Genomic DNA, 16,482 nt, shown 5'->3' on the forward strand with positions numbered 1-16,482 from the left:
TATCTGACGTGATGATCTGGTTGGAGAGGAGGTCCACCTGTTCTGTTCAGTTGAACAGGTGGTAGGTATTTCGTAGCGGCTTTTGCTCGAAGTCCACGTACTGCGGTGGAATGAATTCCGGCACGCCGTCGACGATGCGGACTTGCCAGTCGCCGTGGTGGATCTGCCGGTGGTGGAACTCGCACAGCAGCACGCAATTGTCGATGGAGGTCTCACCTCCGTCGGCCCAGTGCCGCACGTGGTGTGCTCTCGTCCAGCGTACGGGCCGGGTGCAGCCGATCATCGCGCAGCCACGGTCACGCGCGATCAACGCTTTGCGCAGTTCATCGGTGACCAGCCGTTCGGTGCGGCCGACGTCCAATGCTTCGCTTTGGGTGCCGAGCACGAGCGGGGTGATGTCGCAGTCGCACGCTAGCCGGCGGGCGGCTTCGGGGCTGAGGACGGTGTTTTCGTACGCGCGGACCTGGCCGAGCTTGTCCCTGAGCATCTCCCACGACAAGGTGATCGTCAGGTGGGGACGCTCGCGGCCCTGGATCGGCAGCTTCTCACTGTCGGCGATCAAGTTCAGCGCATCGGCCAACGCATCACCATTGCGCTCAGCAGCCGAGCGGCGGTCTCTGGTTTTGCCTTTGTCGTCGGTCCGTGGCTTGGCCAGCGGCGAGAGGAGTTCCTGCATCAGGCTGCCCGTCTCGGCATCGAAGCTGCCGCGGAAGGCGAGCCGACCATCGGTGCCGGTGCGCAAATACAGCTCGCGGCGTGGCGTGGCGTTTTCTTCTTCCGAGGGCTGTGTTCCGTCGGGGTCGAGGTGGCCGTGGACGCGGTTGCCGAGCTGGTGCAACTCACGCGCCCGCAACTGCGATGCCGCGTCGACCAACGTTTTCTCGGCGAACCGCCGCTCCTGGATACCGATCCGACGCGGCAACTTGGTGATAATCGTCCGGATCGCGTCCAACTGCGAGTCGGCCAGCTCGCCGCGGCGCATGGCCTCGCCGGCGTATTCCAACTGCGGCGCCAGCTTCTCACCGGTGGCCAACGCGCGGCTGCCGCAGAACGTGCGAGCGCGCTGCACGCATCGGCTGGCCTCGGTGGGGGAGAACTTCAGGAAATCCTCCAGGAACGCGGCCGTGTCGGCGTGCCCGAACTTCGTCGCGATCGTCTGGTCATCGGCGGCTTTCACCACCGCCAGAAGCGCGGCTTTGGCCGTACGCACCGCCTGCTCCGCACACCGCAACGCGGCCGCGAACTCCTCCTTGCCGGACAGCAACGACGGATCACCCGCCAGCTGAAACGAAGGAGTGGTCATGCCGCCAATAATACCTCACCGGCCGACAAAACCAGACTGCCAGGGTTGCGCGTTTCCGTTGTCGCGAAATGTAAATCGCAGCGCGCGCGTTGGACAGCAATAGATGCAAAGCTGTCAAGCGATGTCCCTCTCGCGATGGCTGTTGATGCTGCCGTCCACCTCGGAGGCGAAAGTGATATCACTATGATATGCTGAGGACAGCAGTCGGACGGAGGGGCGACTCATGCCGGACATGGATGCCAACGAGCTGGGTTTGGAGCTGCCGGCGCCGCAGGTCCGCGAGCGGCTGACGCCGGGTGCTCCGGGGTTGGGGATGCTGGCCGTGGGATTGCTGCTTCTCCTCGGCGCGGCCGCATTCCTGGTCATCGGCCTCATGCAGTCGGGTGGCGGCGGCGCGGGCTTTTTCGCGCTCGGCGTGCTGTGCCTGATCGCCACCTGGATCGCGCTCAAAGGCCTCACCGCGGTCGCTCCCGGCGAGGCGCGCGTGCTGCAGCTGTTTGGCCGTTATGCTGGCACCGTACGAAAAGACGGCCTGCGCTGGGTCAACCCGTTCTACAACCTGCGAAAGATCTCCACCAGGATCCGCAACCACGAGACCGCCGCGTTGAAGGTCAACGACGCCGACGGCAATCCGATCGAGATCGCGGCGGTCGTAGTGTGGCAGGTCGCCGACACCGCGCGAGCGGTCTTCGAGGTGGATGATTTCGTCGCGTTCGTGGCGATACAGACCGAGACCGCGGTGCGGCACATCGCCAACGGCTATCCGTACGATGCGCACGACCCGAGCCAGCTTTCGTTGCGGGACAACGCCGACGAGATCACCGCGAAGCTGTCCGCCGAGGTGGCGGCGCGAGTCGAGGCGGCCGGTGTGCGGATTGTCGAGTCGCGGATCACGCATCTGGCCTACGCGCCGGAGATCGCGCAGGCGATGTTGCGCCGCCAGCAGGCAAACGCGGTCGTCGCCGCGCGGCAGCGGATCGTCGAAGGCGCGGTCGGCATGGTCAAGCTGGCGCTCGACCAACTCGCCGCCTCGGAGGTCGTCGCGCTCGACGAGGAACGCAAGGCGACGATGGTGTCCAACCTGTTGGTCGTGTTGTGTGGCGACCGTGACACGCAGCCGGTCGTCAATGCCGGCTCGCTGTATTCGTAAAGCCGTGGCAGACCGGAAAAGTCTCCTGCTCCGGCTCGATCCGGCGGTCCACGACGCACTCGCCAAATGGGCCGCCGACGAGCTGCGCAGCACCAACGCGCAGATCGAGTTTCTGTTACGGCGCGCGCTGACCGAGGCCGGCCGGATGCCGCGCTCCGCCGGCGACATCCCGCGTCGCGGCCGACCGCGCCAGGATTCCTAGCGGGGATCCGGAGTGGGGTTATTGCCCTGCCTGGCCAGGAAATCGAAGTCGCAGCCTTGGTCGGCCTGGGTCACGTGCTGCTGATAGAGCGCACCATAGCCGCGCTCGTAGCGCGGCGGCGGCGCCGTCCACGCGGCTTTTCGCGAGGCGAGCTCCTCGTCGCTGATTTCCAGCGTGAGTTTTCGGGCGGCCACGTCCAAAGTGACCAGATCGCCGTCGCGTACGAGCGCGAGCGAGCCGCCGACGTACGACTCCGGCGCCACGTGCAGCACGCACGCGCCATAGCTCGTGCCGCTCATCCGCGCGTCGGAAATCCGTACCATGTCACGGACTCCCTGTTTCAGCAGCCGGTCGGGGATCGGCAGCATGCCATACTCCGGCATGCCGGGACCGCCCAGCGGACCGGCATTTTGCAGCACCAGCACCGAATCAGCGTCAACCACCAGGCCAGGATCGTTCACTCGCGCCTGCATGTCCTGGTAGTCGCGGAAAACCACCGCCGGGCCGGTGTGCTTGAGCAACCGCCGCTCGGCGGCGATGTGCTTGATGACGGCTCCGTCCGGCGCGAGGTTTCCGGACAGTACGGCAAGTCCACCGTCCGGCGACAGCGGATTGGACCGCGGCCGGATCACCTCCGGCTTGTGGATCGCCGCACCGTCCAACTGCTCGCCGAGCGTACGGCCGCTGACCGTACGCCGCTCGGTGTGCAGCAGATCGCGGATCTCGTTGAGCAGCGCCGGCAGTCCACCGGCGAAATAGAAGTCCTCCATCAGAAACTGGCCACCTGGCCGGATGTTGGCCAGCACCGGCGTTTCCCGCGCTATCCGGTCGAAATCGCGCAGGCTCAGGCCGACCCGGCCGCGCCGCGCCATCGCGATGAGGTGGATGACCGCGTTGGTGGAGCCGCCGAGCGCGATGACGGTCGTGACGGCGTCGGCGTACGCTTCGGCAGTGAGGACCTCACCAATGGACAGGTTTTCCCAGACCATGTCGACGATCCGCATTCCGGTCGCGGCCGCCGCGCGGTGGTGTGCCGAGTCGACCGCCGGAATCGACGCCACGCCAGGCAGGGTCATGCCGAGCACCTCGGCCGCCGAGGTCATCGTCGAGGCGGTCCCCATCGTCATGCAGTGGCCCGGGGAGCGCGCCAACCCCGACTCCAGCTCGGACCACTCGCAGTCGCTGACGTTGCCGGCGCGCCGCTCGTCCCAGTATTTCCACATGTCGGTGCCGCTGCCGAGCTCCTGGCCGCGCCAGTTGCCTCGCAACATCGGTCCAGCCGGCAGGAAAATCGCCGGCAGACCGGCGCTCGCGGCCCCCATCAGCAGCGCTGGCGTGGTCTTGTCGCAGCCACCCATCAGCACTGCGCCGTCGATCGGATACGACCGCAGCAGCTCCTCGGTTTCCATCGCCAGCAGGTTGCGATAGAGCATCGGCGTCGGTTTTTGGAAGGTCTCCGACAGTGTGGCGACCGGAAACTCGACAGGATAGCCACCGGCCTGCCAGACGCCACGAGCGACTTCCTCGGCGCGCTCACGGAAATGCAGGTGACAGGGGTTGATGCCGCTGTAGGTGTTGAGGATGCCGATGACCGGCTTTCCGAGATGTTCCTCGGGATTGAGGCCGAGCTGACGGCTGCGCGCGCGGTGGCTGAAAGAGCGCAGGCCGTCGCCGCCGTACCAGGCCTGGCTGCGCAGGTCCTCGCGTTTTCTCATGCCACGTCCCAGGTTTTCAGGATCTCCGTGACCGCTGCCGCGTCCTTTTCCGACGGCGTCGTGCTCGGCGCGCGTACGTCCCGCCGGCACAGGCCGAGCTGTGCCAGTGCTTCCTTGACAATGCTGACATTGTTGGCGCTTTCCGAGGCGGCGCGCAGCTCCTCGAACCGTCGGATCAACCGCCACACCTCGCGAGCCGTCGCGAAATCGTTGCCCCGCAAGGCATGCAGCATGCGCAGCGACACGTGCGGTGCGACATTGGCCAGGCCCGAGGTGAATCCGGTCGCTCCGGCGGCGAACGCACTCGGCGCGTACGGCTCGGCGAGACCGGCGATCCAGGCGAACCGGTCGGCGCCGGCGTCGGCGATGGTGGCCGCGAACCGCACCGGATCCGGCACGGCGTATTTGATGCCGACCACGTTCTGGCACCGGTCGCCGAGCTCTTTCAGTTGCTGGCCACCGATTCTCGCGTTGCGTACGTAGAGGACGACGCCGATTTCCGGCACCGCACCGGCGATCGCGGCGTGATAGTCGACCCAGCCGGTCAGCGACACGTGCGGATGGACCGGTTGGTGGATCATGATCAGCTCGGCACCGGAGTCACGCGCGTGCTGCGCCGCGTCGACCGCGGTCGGCACGTCGTGGCCCACACCGACCAGCACTTTGGCCCGTGACGACACGGTTTTTACGGTGATCTCGGTAGCCAACCGGGCCTCGGCGCGGCTGAGCGCGTAGAACTCGCTGGTGTTTCCGTTTGGCGTCACCACGGTGATGCCGCCGACGATCAATCGCTCGAGCAGCGCCGCGTACGCGCCGGCGTCGAGCCAGCCGTCCGCGTCGTACGGCGTGACCGGAATGGCGACCACAGTGGACAGTGCGGCTTTCAGTGACTCGGCGTCCATCATCCCTCACCCTGGCAGCTCGGCGAAAACTCGGTCGATGAAACTCTGGATGTGTTGCTGGAGCAGGCCCGCGGCCTGTGCGGCGTCGGATTTCCGTGCTGCCGCGAGGATCGCGGCGTGTTCGGCGGCCTCGTCGCGCCAGCTCGCGGTGATTCCCCAACCGGCGACGGTGATCAGCGCCGCCTGGTCGCGCAGGCCGTCGAGCGTCTGGACCATCAGCGGATTGCCGCAGCCGGCGTAAAGTGCGCGATGAAAGTCGCGGTTGGCCATGCTGCGCTCGGCATCCGACCGCGCCTGAGCCGCTTTTTCCAGCTCCGCCGCGGCTTTGTCGAAGCCGGCGCCGGCGCGTACGGCTCGCGCCAGTGCTGCCGGCTCGAGCACCAGGCGGAGGTCATAGACGGAATACGCCATGTCGGCGTCGACGATGCGGACGGACGCGCCTTTGAACTGGCTCATGGTGACCAGGCCGCTGCCGGCCAGCGTCTTCAGCGCCTCGCGCACCGGCGTCTTCGACACGCCGAACCGCTCGGCCAGCTCTGTCTCGACCAGTTGCTGGCCCGGCGCCAGCTCACCGGTGAGGATCATCCGCCGCACCGTCGCCAGCACGAACTCCGTACGCGACGCCGGCGCCGCCACCATCTGGTCACTCATATCTCATATATGATACGCGACGACGCAATCGGATTCCGATTGCGTCTCCTGATGTGCCGCTACCTGCAGCTTTGTCGCGCCAGGCGGCAATCGGACAGCCCAAATGCCACCCAGATGTAACTTTGTTGGCCGCTTTCGCCGCCGAAGTGGTCAAGAAGGCTACAAACGGACAAGAAGGTCATCGAGCAGCGCCAGCTGGAGGCGCAAAGACTCCGCCGGCGGCGCGGACAGCAGCGTACGGACCCGGCCGGGTGCGTCGGCGGGCTGAGTGAGATCGTCGAGGTGTCGCTGGACCGTGCCGAGGTCGAGCGACGGGTTGGGCAGGTCGTTCGCGGCCCAGGCGGTACGCAGCAGCTCGTTGGCCATCACCGCCGCCGACCAGCCGATCTCGACCGGATCGCCGCCCCGGAGCGTCGCCACCATCTTCGGCCGCACATGCTGCCAAAACTGGCGATAGTGCGCTTTGATCGCCGGAGGCGTGCGATATTCCGCATGCATCCGCCGCGCATCGGCGACCAAGCCGGCGGCGATGCCATGAGGATCATGGAGAATCACGGCGTCGAGAAACGCATATCCCCACGACTCGTCGCCGACGCCCGAAGGTTGAAAGCGCTGCCGCCAGCCATCGGCCGTACGCACCAGCAGGTCGACGGGCATTGGATAGTCATCACGACGCGGTACGGCGTCATCCGCCACGACCAGGATGTCCACGTCGGAATCACGGCGGGCGGTGCCTCGCGCGAGCGAACCGGCCAGCAGGATGGCTCGTACGCCGGGAGAACACCGCAGCTCGGCGACGACCTGGTCCACCAACACCCGATGCGCGTTTGTCACCGCCGAAGTCTAGGCCCGAGAACGGGATCGCCAGGCGATCGTCGCGATGGTCGCGAACGCGGCGCAGGCGACGACCGCCAGCAACAACATGGCCGCGACGAACGAGCCGCCGAAGAGCCGGAAGACGCTCAGACTGACGGCCAGCCCGATCGCGCCGCCGACGTTGTGTACGGTCCAGGTCGCGCCGACCGCGAGCCCGGTCTGGTCGCCGGCGACCGACAGCATCGCCGCGGTGGCGGACGGACCGAGTACGCAGGCCCAGCCGATCCCCATCGGTACGCCGGCCGCGACGAGATAGCCGATCGGACTGTCAGCGGCCAGTCCACCGAGCAGCACCGCGGACAACGTAAACGCGGCGAAGCCGACAAGGATGACGGCCAGCGGACCGAACCTGTCAACGAAACGTCCGGTTATCGGTGACAGGACGGCGACGGTCAGCGTGATCGGCAGCATCAACAGGCCAACGGCGGCCGGACCATACCCACGAACGGTGGTCAGGTAGAGCGGAAGCAGGAACAACACGGTGGTGTAGAAGAACGCCAGGCCGAGCTCGGCCGTCATCGCGGCCCGCAGTAATGGATGGCGCAGCAGTCGAGGTGGAATCAACGGATCCCGATGGCGCCATTCCACCACGACGAAGGCGATGATCGCGGCGCCTCCGGTGACCAACGCGGTCAGGACAGGCCAGGACGACCAGCCGAGCAGGTCGTGGAAGGTCAGCGCGAAGATGAGACCACATACGCCGGTGGCCAGCAGCGCGAGGCCCGGCCAGTCGAGACTCCGCTGGTGCCGCTCGGATTCCCGCAGCCTGGTCGCGCAGAGACCGAGCGCGACGATCACCAGCGGGACATTGAGCAGGAAGATCCAGTGCCAGTCCAGCACGGCGACGATCAACCCACCGAGCAGCGGTCCGATCGCGAGTCCGGCACCGTTGACCGCGAACAGCGCGCCGACAGCGCGGCCGCGTCGGCTTTCCGGGAAGGCCTCGGCGACCAGTGTGCTCGACGTCGTGTACAGCGCCGCGCACGACAGGCCTTGTACGAAGCGGCAGGCGATGAGCGCGGGGATGGTCGGCGCGAGACCGGCGCCAAGTGAGGCGAGGCCAAACAACACCGCACCCGCGTACAGGACTCGATGGCGTCCGTACGTGTCGGCGAGCCGCCCGGCGGCGACCATCGCCATCGACAGCGCCACGACGAAGACGTTGACGATCAGTTGCAGCTGTTCGACGTTCGCACCGAGGTCGGTGCCGATCCGGGGCGCCGCGGTGTTGACGATCGTGAGGTCGACACACCCCAGAAAGCTCAGGACACTGACACCGGCCAACGCGAGCCACTGTCGTGCTGCGGATCCAGGCACCGCGTCGCGCTCCTTTCGTTGCGGACCTCGATCAGCGTGCGGTGACCGGCGCCGGCGCGACCAGACCGCGGTTTGGCACCCCACGCCATGGTGTGGATAGCGGGCGTACAGGGAGGGACAATCGGCTGCGTGACCAGCCTCGGTGAGTTCCTACGAGCGCGGCGCGCTCAACTGGAGCCGATCGACGTCGGGCTGATCGGATACGGCCGCCGACGCGTGCCCGGCCTGCGCCGCGAGGAGCTGGCGCAGCTCGCCGGCGTCAGCGCGTCGTACTACGCCAGGCTGGAGCAGGGGTACGTACGCGGCGCGTCACCGATGGTCCTCGACGCGATCGCCGGCGCGTTGTGCCTGGGCGAGGACGAGCGTGACCATCTGCGCCGGCTCGCGGCGGCCGACAGCCGGCCGCGGCCACCGCGCCGGGCCGCGCCGGAGCGGGTCACGCCGGCGACCCGTCACCTGCTCGGGCAGATGAGCGACGTGCCGGCGATCGTGCAGGGCGTCCGTACGGACATCCTTGCCTGGAACGAGCGCGGTCACCGGCTGCTGGCGGGGCACCTCGACACGAGTACGGACCGGCCGAACACGGCGCGGATGGTCTTCCTCGACCCGCACACGCGCGACCTCTACGCCGACTGGCCGCGCAAGGCGCGAGCGATCGTCGGCAACCTGCGCCTGGCCGTCGGCCGCTATCCGGACGACGAACCGCTGGCCAGTCTGATCGGCGAGCTGTCCATGAAAAGCGACGAGTTCGCGCAGCTGTGGACCGACCATCGCATCCGCCAGTGCGACGCCGCCGACTACGTCATGCGCCATCCGCTGATCGGCATGGTCACCGTGACCCAGCAAAGCCTCGCGCTGGTCGCGTCTCCCGGGCAGTCGCTGATCACCTTCACCGCGGCCGCCGGCTCGCCGTCACATCACGCGATTCAGTTGCTGGACGCCGAGCTTCGAGAGAAATAGACGGCCAGCTGCGTACGGTCGCGGAGTCCGAGCTTGCGCAGAGCGCTGGAAATGTGGTTTTTCACCGTACCTTTGGTGATGAACAGCTGCGCCGCGATCTCCCCGTTGGTCGCAGCGGCCGCGACGAGCCGGCAGACTTCGGCTTCACGTAACGACAATCCGGCCAGGTCAGGGTCGCGCGGCGGTGGCGCCGTACGGCGGAGCTCGGCGACGACGCGGGTCGCGACCGTGCCGGCGAGCGGGGTTTCCCCGCGAGCCGCTTTCTCGATGGCCGCGACCAGTTCCTCCGGCGCCGCGTCCTTCAGCAGATAGCCCCGCGCGCCGGCGCGCAGGGCACCAAAAACCAGCTCGTCCTCATCGAAGGTCGTCAGCATGATCGACGCGACATCGGGATGGTCGCGGGAAAGCCGCTCGATCAGCGCGACTCCGTCCATCCGCGGCATACGCGCGTCGACCAGCACGACATCGGGACGGAGCCGGTTGGCCTCCGCCAAAGCCTCGACGCCGTCGGCGGCCTCGCCGACGACCTCCACACCGTCTTCCAGATCCAGCAGGTTGCGCAGGCCGCGCCGCATCAGGCTCTGGTCGTCGACGATCAGTACGCGGACGGCCGGCATGGCAGATCAGCTCGCAGCACGAATCCTCCTTCGCGGCCGTTTTCCGTGGTCAGTGTGCCACCGACGGCACGTGCGCGTTCGCTCAGCGACGACAGGCCGAAGCCTTCGTCGGTCCGCGCGGCCGCGCCGGTCCCGTCGTCGCCGACCTCCAGCATCACGTTGTCAGCGCCGAAAACCAGCCGCGCCACGGCTTTGCCGGCGTTTCCGTGCCGTACGGCGTTGACCAGGCCTTCCTGCAGCACGCGATAGAGGACCAGCTCGACATCGGAGTCCAGCGGCCGCTCCGGGCCTTCCACCTCAAGCCGTACGGAAATTCCAGTGCCTTCGAATGATTTCGCCAGCGCCTCGAGTGCGGCGCTGCCGACCGCCCCGTCGAGTGCGAGTGGACGCAACGCGCGCACCCATCGCCGCGTCTCGGCCAACGCGTCCTCGGTCAGCTCTCGCGCCTGCCGCACCTCGTCCCAGGCACTTTCCGGCCGCTTCTTCCGAAAACGCTCGGCATTGCGCAGACCGACGGTGATGACGGTGAGGTGGTGACCGACCGAGTCGTGCATTTCCCGCGCCATCCTTGCTCGCTCCCGCGCCACCGTGAGCTCGCGTACGCGATCGGCATAGCGCGCCAGCTCCGCATGCGCGGATTCCAGCTGAGCCAACAGCTCGCGGGCCTTCACCACCGCGGCGGCGATGCCGAAAACGAAGGTGGAGATCAGCGTCAGCTGCAACGCCTGAAAGAACAGGTCGCTGGGAGAACGGTGGTAGAACAACGGCAGCGCGACCAGATACATCGGTGCGATGGCGAGCAAGGCGAGCGCGATCGCCGACCGCATGCCAAACATGATCAGGATGTTGGCCAGCGCGACCATCATCAGCGGCGCACCGAGACCGGTGCCGTCGAAGGTCACCACGGCGGTGGCGAACAGCAGGAACAGCGGTGAGAAAAGCTTGCGCCGCCCGGTCGTACGCGCGTCCCACGGCATCAGCAACCAACTGCCGACCGTGCCGACGACCAACGGCGCGACCACCGGAAAGCCGAATGGCAGAGTCGGCACCTGTCGATACGCGTACGCGGAAAACCCGAGCGTCGCGGCGATCGACAGCCAGAAGGCGACGGTCAGCGCGAACGGCCGGTCGGTGACGGTGAACGTGCGCCCCACGACCCGCACATTAGCCAATGAGTCGCGCGTCCGCGTCGGTCGTACGTAGGGGATGCCCCCATGACCGCGGTCATGGCCGGCTCTATCGGCGGCGCGATGCGACCGGCACCGACCTTTCCTTAATCTGCGGTCGACACTGAGAAAGGAATCTCCTCCATGACTGATCGACGCACCGTCATAGGCGCTTCGCTGGCGACCATCGCCGGCGCCGGACTTGGGCTGTCGGCAACCACGCCGGCAGCCGCGGAGACCACCGGCCAGACCGTACGCTGCTCGTTCAAGGTGGTCGACAAGCGTGGCCGGCAACGCTTCCTCGCCGTCACCACGAAACCGCCGGCGATCGTCGGCGGCAAGGAATATCCCCGCCAGGGACCGGAAAACTCCTCCTATCTCGTTTTCAACGACGAGAACGGCGACGAGAAAGGCGGGATCGTCGCCGACAGCCACGGCGCGTTGGTCTCGCTCGACTACGCGACCGGCGACGCGATCCATCTGCAGACCGGCTGGCAGGACAAGCGCGGCGGTGCCTCGCTCATCATGAACCACATGCCGGATCCGGCTTCGGGGTTGGGGATCCGGCACTTTCCCGGTGTCGAGCTGTTCACCTCAACCGAGCTGGGATCGGTGCTGTCCCTGTGCGATACGCAGGGCCGGCCGCGGATCCGGCTGCGGGTCGCGATGGACGGCACGCCGTCGATCTCGGTCCTGGACGAGGACGGCACGACCGTACGGAGCCTGTGATGATCGCGCCTGGATCGTTCACCGTCGTCGACAACCGTGGACGGCAGCGTTTCCTTGTCGATACGAAGAAACCGCCGATCATCATCGGCGGAAAGACCTATCCGCCGGAGCAGCGCAGCGGTGCGCCTGACGACCTGTCGTGCCTGGTCTTCAACGCCGACAACGGCGACGAGAAAGGCGCCATCGCCGTATACTCGACCGGCGGGATCGTCTCGCTCGATTTCGCCAATGCCGATGGCGTCCACCTGGAGACGTCATGGGAAGGCAGCGTCGGTGGCGCCGTGTTGCAGTTGCGGCACATGCCGGATCCGGCGTTGCCGCCCGAGCAGGCACGAAACCCGGTCGGTGCGGTGCTGGCCGCGCACTCCGAGTCGGGTTCGTCGCTGCAGTTGTGCGATCCGGCCGGCAAGCCGCGCCTCAGCGTACGGGTCGCGATGGACGGGCGGCCGTCGATCGCGTTCCTGGACGAGCGCGGCGAGGTGGTGAAAGAGCTGTAGAACACAGCGGCTTGACGCCACGCGCATCGATGCGGTTATAGTCGGACCATCATGGAGAGCTGACATCGCGACCCCGACCCGCGCCCGCGGCCTGTTGCGCCCGGTGGGTCACCAATCCGATTTCCTCGGTGGTGTCTCGATGTTTTCGTTGATCGCGTCCGATCTTGTCAAGGTGTACGGCGACCGCCGCGTACTCGACGGCGTCTCGCTGACCGCCTCACCCGGCCAGCGCCTCGGCCTGGTCGGCGAAAACGGCGTCGGCAAGTCGACCTTGCTGCGGCTGCTCGCCGGCCAGGAGAGCGCCGACTCCGGCACCGTCACCAGACCGCCGGATCACGGCTTCCTGGCGCAGGAGCTGCCGTACGATCCGGCCGCCACGCTGGCGTCGGTGATCGACGACGCACTCGCCGAGATCCGTGCCGCGCAGGAGAAACTCGACCAGCTGACCGCGCGGCTCGGCGACCATCCCGAGCTGCTGGACGAGTACGGCGAGGCGCTGGAGTGGGCTCAGGCACACGAGCTGTGGGACGCCGACCGGCGTGCCGAGCTGGTGTTGGCCGGCCTCGGCGTCGGTGAGCTCGGCGCCGACCGCCGGCTCGACCAGATGTCCGGCGGCCAGCGCGCCCGGGTCGGCATGGCCGCGCTGCTGATCCGGCAGCCGCGTGCCCTGCTGCTCGACGAGCCGACCAACCACCTCGACGACGATGCGTTGGCGTTCCTGGAAAAACAGCTCAGCCAGCTGCCTGGCGTGGTGGTGCTGGCCTCGCACGACCGGGTTTTCCTCGACGCTGTCTGTACGGACATCGTCGACCTGGATCCGGCGCGTGGCGGTCCGCAGCGCTATGGCGGCACCTACACCGACTATCTGGCCGAAAAACGCGCCGAGCGGCAGCGCTGGCAGGAGCAGTACGAGGCCGAGCAGGACGAGCTGAAACAGCTGCGCCATGCGGTGAACGTCACCGCTCGGCAGGTCAGCCACAACCGGCCGATGGGAAACACCAGCAAGCTGCAATACGACTTCAAGGGCGGTCGCGTCCAGAAACAGGTTTCGCGGCGGGTGCGCAACGCGCAGCAGCGGCTGGACGAGCTGACCCGTGACCAGGTCAGGAAACCGCCGGCTCCGCTGCGGTTTTCCGCGACGCTGACCGGAAAGGTACGCACCGAGCTGCTCGGCATCTCACTCCGGGACGTACGGGTCGACGGCCGGCTCCAGCTGGATCTGCTGGATGTTTTCAGCACGACGCGGCTGTTGGTGACCGGTCCGAACGGCTCAGGCAAGTCGACTTTGCTTGCCGTGCTGGCCGATCGGCTGCCGGTGGACGCCGGTGTCGTACGCCGGGCGAAAGGCATCCGCATCGGGTTGCTGGAACAGGATGTGGTTTTTCCCGATCCGTCGCGTACGGCCCGGTCGCTTTACGACCAGACCAGCGACGAGCAGAGCGCGAGGCTGGTCGGTTTCGGTCTGGTGGCGCCCAAAGACCTGGACCGTCCGGTCGGTGAGCTGTCGGTCGGCCAGCGCCGGCGGGTGGCGTTGGCGTTGCTGATCGCCAGGCCGCCGCACATCCTGCTGCTGGACGAGCCGACCAACCACATTTCGTTGAAACTGGCCGAAGAGTTGGAGGAGGCGCTGCGCGCGGCTCCCGGCGCGATCGTCGTCGCGACCCACGACCGGTGGTTTCGGCGCGGCTGGGACGGTGAGGAGATCGTCCTGCGCTCAACATGAAAATTCGCTGGCCACCTCGACCGGAGAATACCGGTCGATGGCCAGCGAAGCCGGTCAGTGATCAGGCCACCGACGGGCTTTTGGAACGACCTGGCTGGTGGGGTCGCGGCGTCAGCGTGGTGACCCCGCCGGTGCGGTGAAAGTCCAGCCAGAGCCGCGACGGGTCGGTGTCGCGGCGGATTGTCATGCGTACGGCCCCAAACGTGGCCGCCAGCTGGCTCGCCACCTCGGCGAAATCCGAGGCGGTCTGGCCGGCGGTCATGGAAACCTGCACCAGATCGCGGCGGTCGGTGCTGCGTACCCGCCGGATGATCGGCAGGTATTCGCTGCCGTGCACCGTCCGGCCGAGGCCGGTGAGCACCATCGCCGGCTGCCAGTTGCGTTCGTAAACCCAACGGCGGCGCCATTTCGAGCGCGCCGGCGTGCGTACCCATCTGCCGAAGGTGACCTCGTCGGCATAGCGCCAGACCAGGCCGCCGGCGACGGCGGTGAAAACGATGGAGCCGACGACGATGGCCAGCGTGGTGGGACCCCACGCGATCCAGCCGGCCAGCAGGGCTCCGGTGATCAGTGTCGCGACTGGATGGCGCCACATCGCGCCGAGCAGCCGGAGCAGTCCGCGACCGATCAGCAGCACCGCGACGGTGCCGATGCTCAGTCGCACGGTGGGGACCAGGAACAGTCCACGGTCACGGGTCCGCCTGCGGTGCGGCCGGCCGATGAACGCTTCCGGGCCTCGGTCGGTGTTCATTGTCTGCCTCCCCGACTTCGGTATGTCGTCCGTTGCTCGGCGGGCTCCGCGACGCTGAGGCTCCGGCCGTGCTCTGGCATCCCCCCTGGTAGTGCCGAAAGATCCGTGTGTTCAACTTGTACCAACAATAGGGACCATACAGCATGGCGAGTCGGTGCGCATCCACCTTTGGGTACTGAACCTATTGTTGGTACAATTAGACGCTAGCAGTCGTCGGCAAACAGCGCCGGACCGGGAGACGAACCGTGACAGTAGAGCCGGAGACCGGCCCCAAATACCGGCAAATCGCCGCCTGGCTGCGGACGAAGATCACTCGTGGTGAGCTTCGGCCGGGCCAGACCGTGCCGACCGAGAAAGAGCTCTCCGACAAGTACGGCGTGTCGCGCAACACCGTACGGCTGGCGCTCGGCGCGCTGACCAACGAAGGCCTGATCACCGGTGGCCGTGGCCGCGGCCGGGTCGTACGCAAGATGGAGCCACTCGTCTACTATGCGCATCGTCGCAGGTCAGACGAGCTGGACGGGGTCAGCAGCACGGACGCGTTCCTCCAACAGGTGAAGTCGCAGGGCCACGAGACCGTGCAGCAGATCGAGGTGTCGATCGTGCTGGCCAACGCCGACATGGCCAAGGCGCTGGAGGTCAACGTCGGCGAAAACGTGGTCGTACGACGACGGTTGCAGATCATCGACGGCCAGGCCTGGTCGACATCCGACTCGTACTATCCGCTGGAGGTCGTGCAGGGCTCGGCGATCATGAGCCCGGCCTCGATCCCGCAGGGCGTACGCAAGCTGCTGGCCGACATGGGGTTCGAGCAGACGCATTATGTCGACGAGCTGACCGTACGGATGCCGCGGCCGCCGGAGGCCAACCGGCTGGACATCGGTCCCGGCATCCCGGTCATGGTGCACGAGCGGATCGGCATGACCGCGAACGGGCCGGTGCGCTGGACCAGGACGATCTTCCCCGGCGACCGGCACAGCATCGTCTACGAGGTGCCGGCGTAGACCCGCCGATACGTCCAGCCGGCGATCGCCGCGCTGGCCAGCACAAACGGTCCCTCGACGGTGACCGCGAGCAGGATCGAGGCTCCAAGCCAGCCGGCCTCGGCGGTGGTCACGTCGAACCAACCGTCCAGCAGCACCGCCGCGCCGGTGGCCGCCGCGACCAGCCCCAGCCGCGGGTCGCCGCGATGGGCCAGCCGCGCGGCCAGCAGAAACGCGACGACCAGGGCGCCGTCCAAGCCGACCCAGGTGACGATGTCCGGCGGCTGGTCGAACAGCAGGCCGACCGTCCAGACGGTGAGGACCGCGGCGGCCACCAGATAGCCGGCGCAGATCCACCTGTACGTCCGCATGACCACCAGTCTCGGACGCGCACCTGTGACCGCACTGTGAACGGCTATCCGGCGAGCAGGCGGCGCGGACCGGGTCCTTCCTTGGCGTACGCGTCGTACGGATTGGACAGCATGCAGGTCTTCAGCGACAGGCAGCCGCAGCCGATGCAGTCGGTCAGATCGTCGCGCAGCCGGGTCAGCTGGTTGATCCGCGCGTCCAGCTCCTCGCGCCAGCCGGCGGACAGCGCGGCCCAGTCCTCCTTGGTGGGCGTACGCTCGTCCGGCAGGCTTTCCAACGCCTCCCGGATCGTCTTGAGCGGGATGCCGACCCGCTGCGAAACCTTGATGAACGCGACCCGGCGCAGCGTGTCACGTGCGTAGCGGCGCTGGTTGCCGCTGGTGCGCCGGCTGCTGATCAGGCCTTTGGCCTCGTAGAAATGCAGCGCCGAGACGGCCACGCCGCTGCGCTCGGCCAGCTGTCCGACGGTCAGCTCGCGCAGGATCGGCGGACGATCGCTCACGCCACCGAGCGTACCTCGCGTTTGGTTGAGGTCCACGAAAAGTGCGGCCGGCCACCTCGGCCGGCCGCA

18 protein-coding genes are annotated in these 16,482 nt (G+C 67.2%); 7 read left to right on the forward strand and 11 right to left on the reverse strand.

Translation table 11 applies throughout. The features are described from left to right. Window positions 1-46: 46 nt before the first annotated feature. Window positions 47-1,303, reverse strand: coding sequence for an HNH endonuclease signature motif containing protein (locus tag GNX95_RS24100; protein WP_163509650.1), 1,257 nt, complete (start codon window positions 1,301-1,303; stop codon window positions 47-49). A gap of 223 nt (window positions 1,304-1,526) precedes the next feature. Between GNX95_RS24100 and GNX95_RS24105 the strand changes: the two genes are divergently transcribed. Both GNX95_RS24105 and GNX95_RS24110 read left to right on the forward strand, forming a co-directional pair. Then, complete coding sequence (locus tag GNX95_RS24105) at window positions 1,527-2,453, forward strand: SPFH domain-containing protein (RefSeq protein WP_425483913.1); 927 nt, start codon at window positions 1,527-1,529, stop codon at window positions 2,451-2,453. Window positions 2,454-2,457: 4 nt separating this feature from the next. Further along, complete coding sequence (locus tag GNX95_RS24110; RefSeq protein ID WP_163509651.1) at window positions 2,458-2,655, forward strand: type II toxin-antitoxin system antitoxin; 198 nt, start codon at window positions 2,458-2,460, stop codon at window positions 2,653-2,655. Here the strand turns inward: GNX95_RS24110 and araD are convergent. The 5 genes from araD to GNX95_RS24135 form a co-directional block, all read right to left on the reverse strand. Next, the gene (gene araD / locus GNX95_RS24115; RefSeq protein WP_163509652.1) at window positions 2,652-4,370 is read right to left on the reverse strand and encodes an L-arabinonate dehydratase; all 1,719 of its coding nucleotides are present in this window, start codon (window positions 4,368-4,370) and stop codon (window positions 2,652-2,654) included. The two genes, GNX95_RS24110 and araD, sit on opposite strands and share 4 nt — an antisense overlap. Beyond that, on the reverse strand, window positions 4,367-5,275 hold the full coding sequence (locus GNX95_RS24120) for a dihydrodipicolinate synthase family protein (RefSeq protein ID WP_222853847.1): 909 nt from the start codon (window positions 5,273-5,275) through the stop codon (window positions 4,367-4,369). Before GNX95_RS24120 ends, araD begins: the two co-directional genes overlap by 4 nt. A gap of 3 nt (window positions 5,276-5,278) precedes the next feature. Beyond that, the gene (locus tag GNX95_RS24125) at window positions 5,279-5,923 is read right to left on the reverse strand and encodes a GntR family transcriptional regulator (protein ID WP_222853848.1); all 645 of its coding nucleotides are present in this window, start codon (window positions 5,921-5,923) and stop codon (window positions 5,279-5,281) included. Between the two features lie 159 nt (window positions 5,924-6,082). Continuing rightward, on the reverse strand, window positions 6,083-6,757 hold the full coding sequence (locus GNX95_RS24130) for a nucleotidyltransferase domain-containing protein (RefSeq protein WP_163509653.1): 675 nt from the start codon (window positions 6,755-6,757) through the stop codon (window positions 6,083-6,085). Window positions 6,758-6,766: 9 nt separating this feature from the next. Then, window positions 6,767-8,116, reverse strand: a complete 1,350-nt coding sequence (locus tag GNX95_RS24135; protein ID WP_163509654.1) for an MFS transporter — start codon at window positions 8,114-8,116, stop codon at window positions 6,767-6,769. A gap of 129 nt (window positions 8,117-8,245) precedes the next feature. On the opposite strand from GNX95_RS24135, the gene GNX95_RS24140 reads away from it, so the two are divergent. After that, window positions 8,246-9,076, forward strand: coding sequence for a helix-turn-helix transcriptional regulator (locus tag GNX95_RS24140; protein WP_246281715.1), 831 nt, complete (start codon window positions 8,246-8,248; stop codon window positions 9,074-9,076). Here GNX95_RS24140 and GNX95_RS24145 read toward each other — a convergent pair. Beyond that, the gene (locus GNX95_RS24145) at window positions 9,043-9,693 is read right to left on the reverse strand and encodes a response regulator (protein ID WP_163509656.1); all 651 of its coding nucleotides are present in this window, start codon (window positions 9,691-9,693) and stop codon (window positions 9,043-9,045) included. The genes GNX95_RS24140 and GNX95_RS24145 overlap by 34 nt on opposite strands. After that, window positions 9,672-10,847 (reverse strand): sensor histidine kinase, encoded by a 1,176-nt coding sequence (locus GNX95_RS24150; protein WP_163509657.1) that lies wholly within the window; start codon window positions 10,845-10,847, stop codon window positions 9,672-9,674. The genes GNX95_RS24145 and GNX95_RS24150 overlap by 22 nt, the downstream gene beginning before the upstream one ends. Before the next feature lie 156 nt (window positions 10,848-11,003). On the opposite strand from GNX95_RS24150, the gene GNX95_RS24155 reads away from it, so the two are divergent. From GNX95_RS24155 to GNX95_RS24165, 3 genes are all read left to right on the forward strand, one after another. Then, window positions 11,004-11,588 carry a hypothetical protein gene (locus GNX95_RS24155; protein WP_163509658.1) on the forward strand — a complete coding sequence of 195 codons (585 nt, stop codon included), beginning with the start codon at window positions 11,004-11,006 and terminating at the stop codon, window positions 11,586-11,588. Continuing rightward, complete coding sequence (locus GNX95_RS24160) at window positions 11,588-12,085, forward strand: hypothetical protein (protein WP_163509659.1); 498 nt, start codon at window positions 11,588-11,590, stop codon at window positions 12,083-12,085. The genes GNX95_RS24155 and GNX95_RS24160 overlap by 1 nt, the downstream gene beginning before the upstream one ends. 139 nt (window positions 12,086-12,224) lie before the next feature. Continuing rightward, window positions 12,225-13,808: an ABC-F family ATP-binding cassette domain-containing protein gene (locus GNX95_RS24165; protein ID WP_163509660.1), complete on the forward strand. Its 1,584-nt coding sequence runs from the start codon at window positions 12,225-12,227 to the stop codon at window positions 13,806-13,808. A 61-nt stretch (window positions 13,809-13,869) separates the two neighbouring features. Here the strand turns inward: GNX95_RS24165 and GNX95_RS24170 are convergent, their stop codons facing one another. Further along, entirely contained in the window at window positions 13,870-14,559 is a 690-nt protein-coding gene (locus GNX95_RS24170; RefSeq protein WP_163509661.1) for a SoxR reducing system RseC family protein, read from the reverse strand. A 245-nt stretch (window positions 14,560-14,804) separates the two neighbouring features. On the opposite strand from GNX95_RS24170, the gene GNX95_RS24175 reads away from it, so the two are divergent. Beyond that, a complete protein-coding gene (locus GNX95_RS24175; RefSeq protein WP_163509662.1) occupies window positions 14,805-15,563 on the forward strand; it encodes a GntR family transcriptional regulator in 759 nt (252 codons plus the stop codon). Here GNX95_RS24175 and GNX95_RS24180 read toward each other — a convergent pair. After that, window positions 15,545-15,913 carry a hypothetical protein gene (locus GNX95_RS24180; protein ID WP_163509663.1) on the reverse strand — a complete coding sequence of 123 codons (369 nt, stop codon included), beginning with the start codon at window positions 15,911-15,913 and terminating at the stop codon, window positions 15,545-15,547. The two genes, GNX95_RS24175 and GNX95_RS24180, sit on opposite strands and share 19 nt — an antisense overlap. Before the next feature lie 44 nt (window positions 15,914-15,957). Beyond that, window positions 15,958-16,392, reverse strand: coding sequence for a redox-sensitive transcriptional activator SoxR (soxR, locus tag GNX95_RS24185; protein ID WP_281356959.1), 435 nt, complete (start codon window positions 16,390-16,392; stop codon window positions 15,958-15,960). Window positions 16,393-16,482 lie beyond the last annotated feature (90 nt).

It is taken from the genome of Fodinicola acaciae (assembly GCF_010993745.1).
Classification (GTDB): Bacteria; Actinomycetota; Actinomycetes; order Mycobacteriales; family HKI-0501; genus Fodinicola; species Fodinicola acaciae.

Coding starts and splice junctions, on each gene's coding strand:
- GNX95_RS24100 (WP_163509650.1), bottom strand. CDS start 1,303: ATGACCACTCCTTCGTTTCAGCTGGCGGGTGATCCGTCGTTGCTGTCC.
- GNX95_RS24105 (WP_425483913.1), top strand. CDS start 1,527: ATGCCGGACATGGATGCCAACGAGCTGGGTTTGGAGCTGCCGGCGCCG.
- araD (WP_163509652.1), bottom strand. CDS start 4,370: ATGAGAAAACGCGAGGACCTGCGCAGCCAGGCCTGGTACGGCGGCGAC.
- GNX95_RS24120 (WP_222853847.1), bottom strand. CDS start 5,275: ATGATGGACGCCGAGTCACTGAAAGCCGCACTGTCCACTGTGGTCGCC.
- GNX95_RS24125 (WP_222853848.1), bottom strand. CDS start 5,923: ATGAGTGACCAGATGGTGGCGGCGCCGGCGTCGCGTACGGAGTTCGTG.
- GNX95_RS24145 (WP_163509656.1), bottom strand. CDS start 9,693: ATGCCGGCCGTCCGCGTACTGATCGTCGACGACCAGAGCCTGATGCGG.
- GNX95_RS24155 (WP_163509658.1), top strand. CDS start 11,004: ATGACTGATCGACGCACCGTCATAGGCGCTTCGCTGGCGACCATCGCC.
- GNX95_RS24160 (WP_163509659.1), top strand. CDS start 11,588: ATGATCGCGCCTGGATCGTTCACCGTCGTCGACAACCGTGGACGGCAG.
- GNX95_RS24165 (WP_163509660.1), top strand. CDS start 12,225: ATGTTTTCGTTGATCGCGTCCGATCTTGTCAAGGTGTACGGCGACCGC.
- GNX95_RS24170 (WP_163509661.1), bottom strand. CDS start 14,559: ATGAACACCGACCGAGGCCCGGAAGCGTTCATCGGCCGGCCGCACCGC.
- GNX95_RS24180 (WP_163509663.1), bottom strand. CDS start 15,913: ATGCGGACGTACAGGTGGATCTGCGCCGGCTATCTGGTGGCCGCCGCG.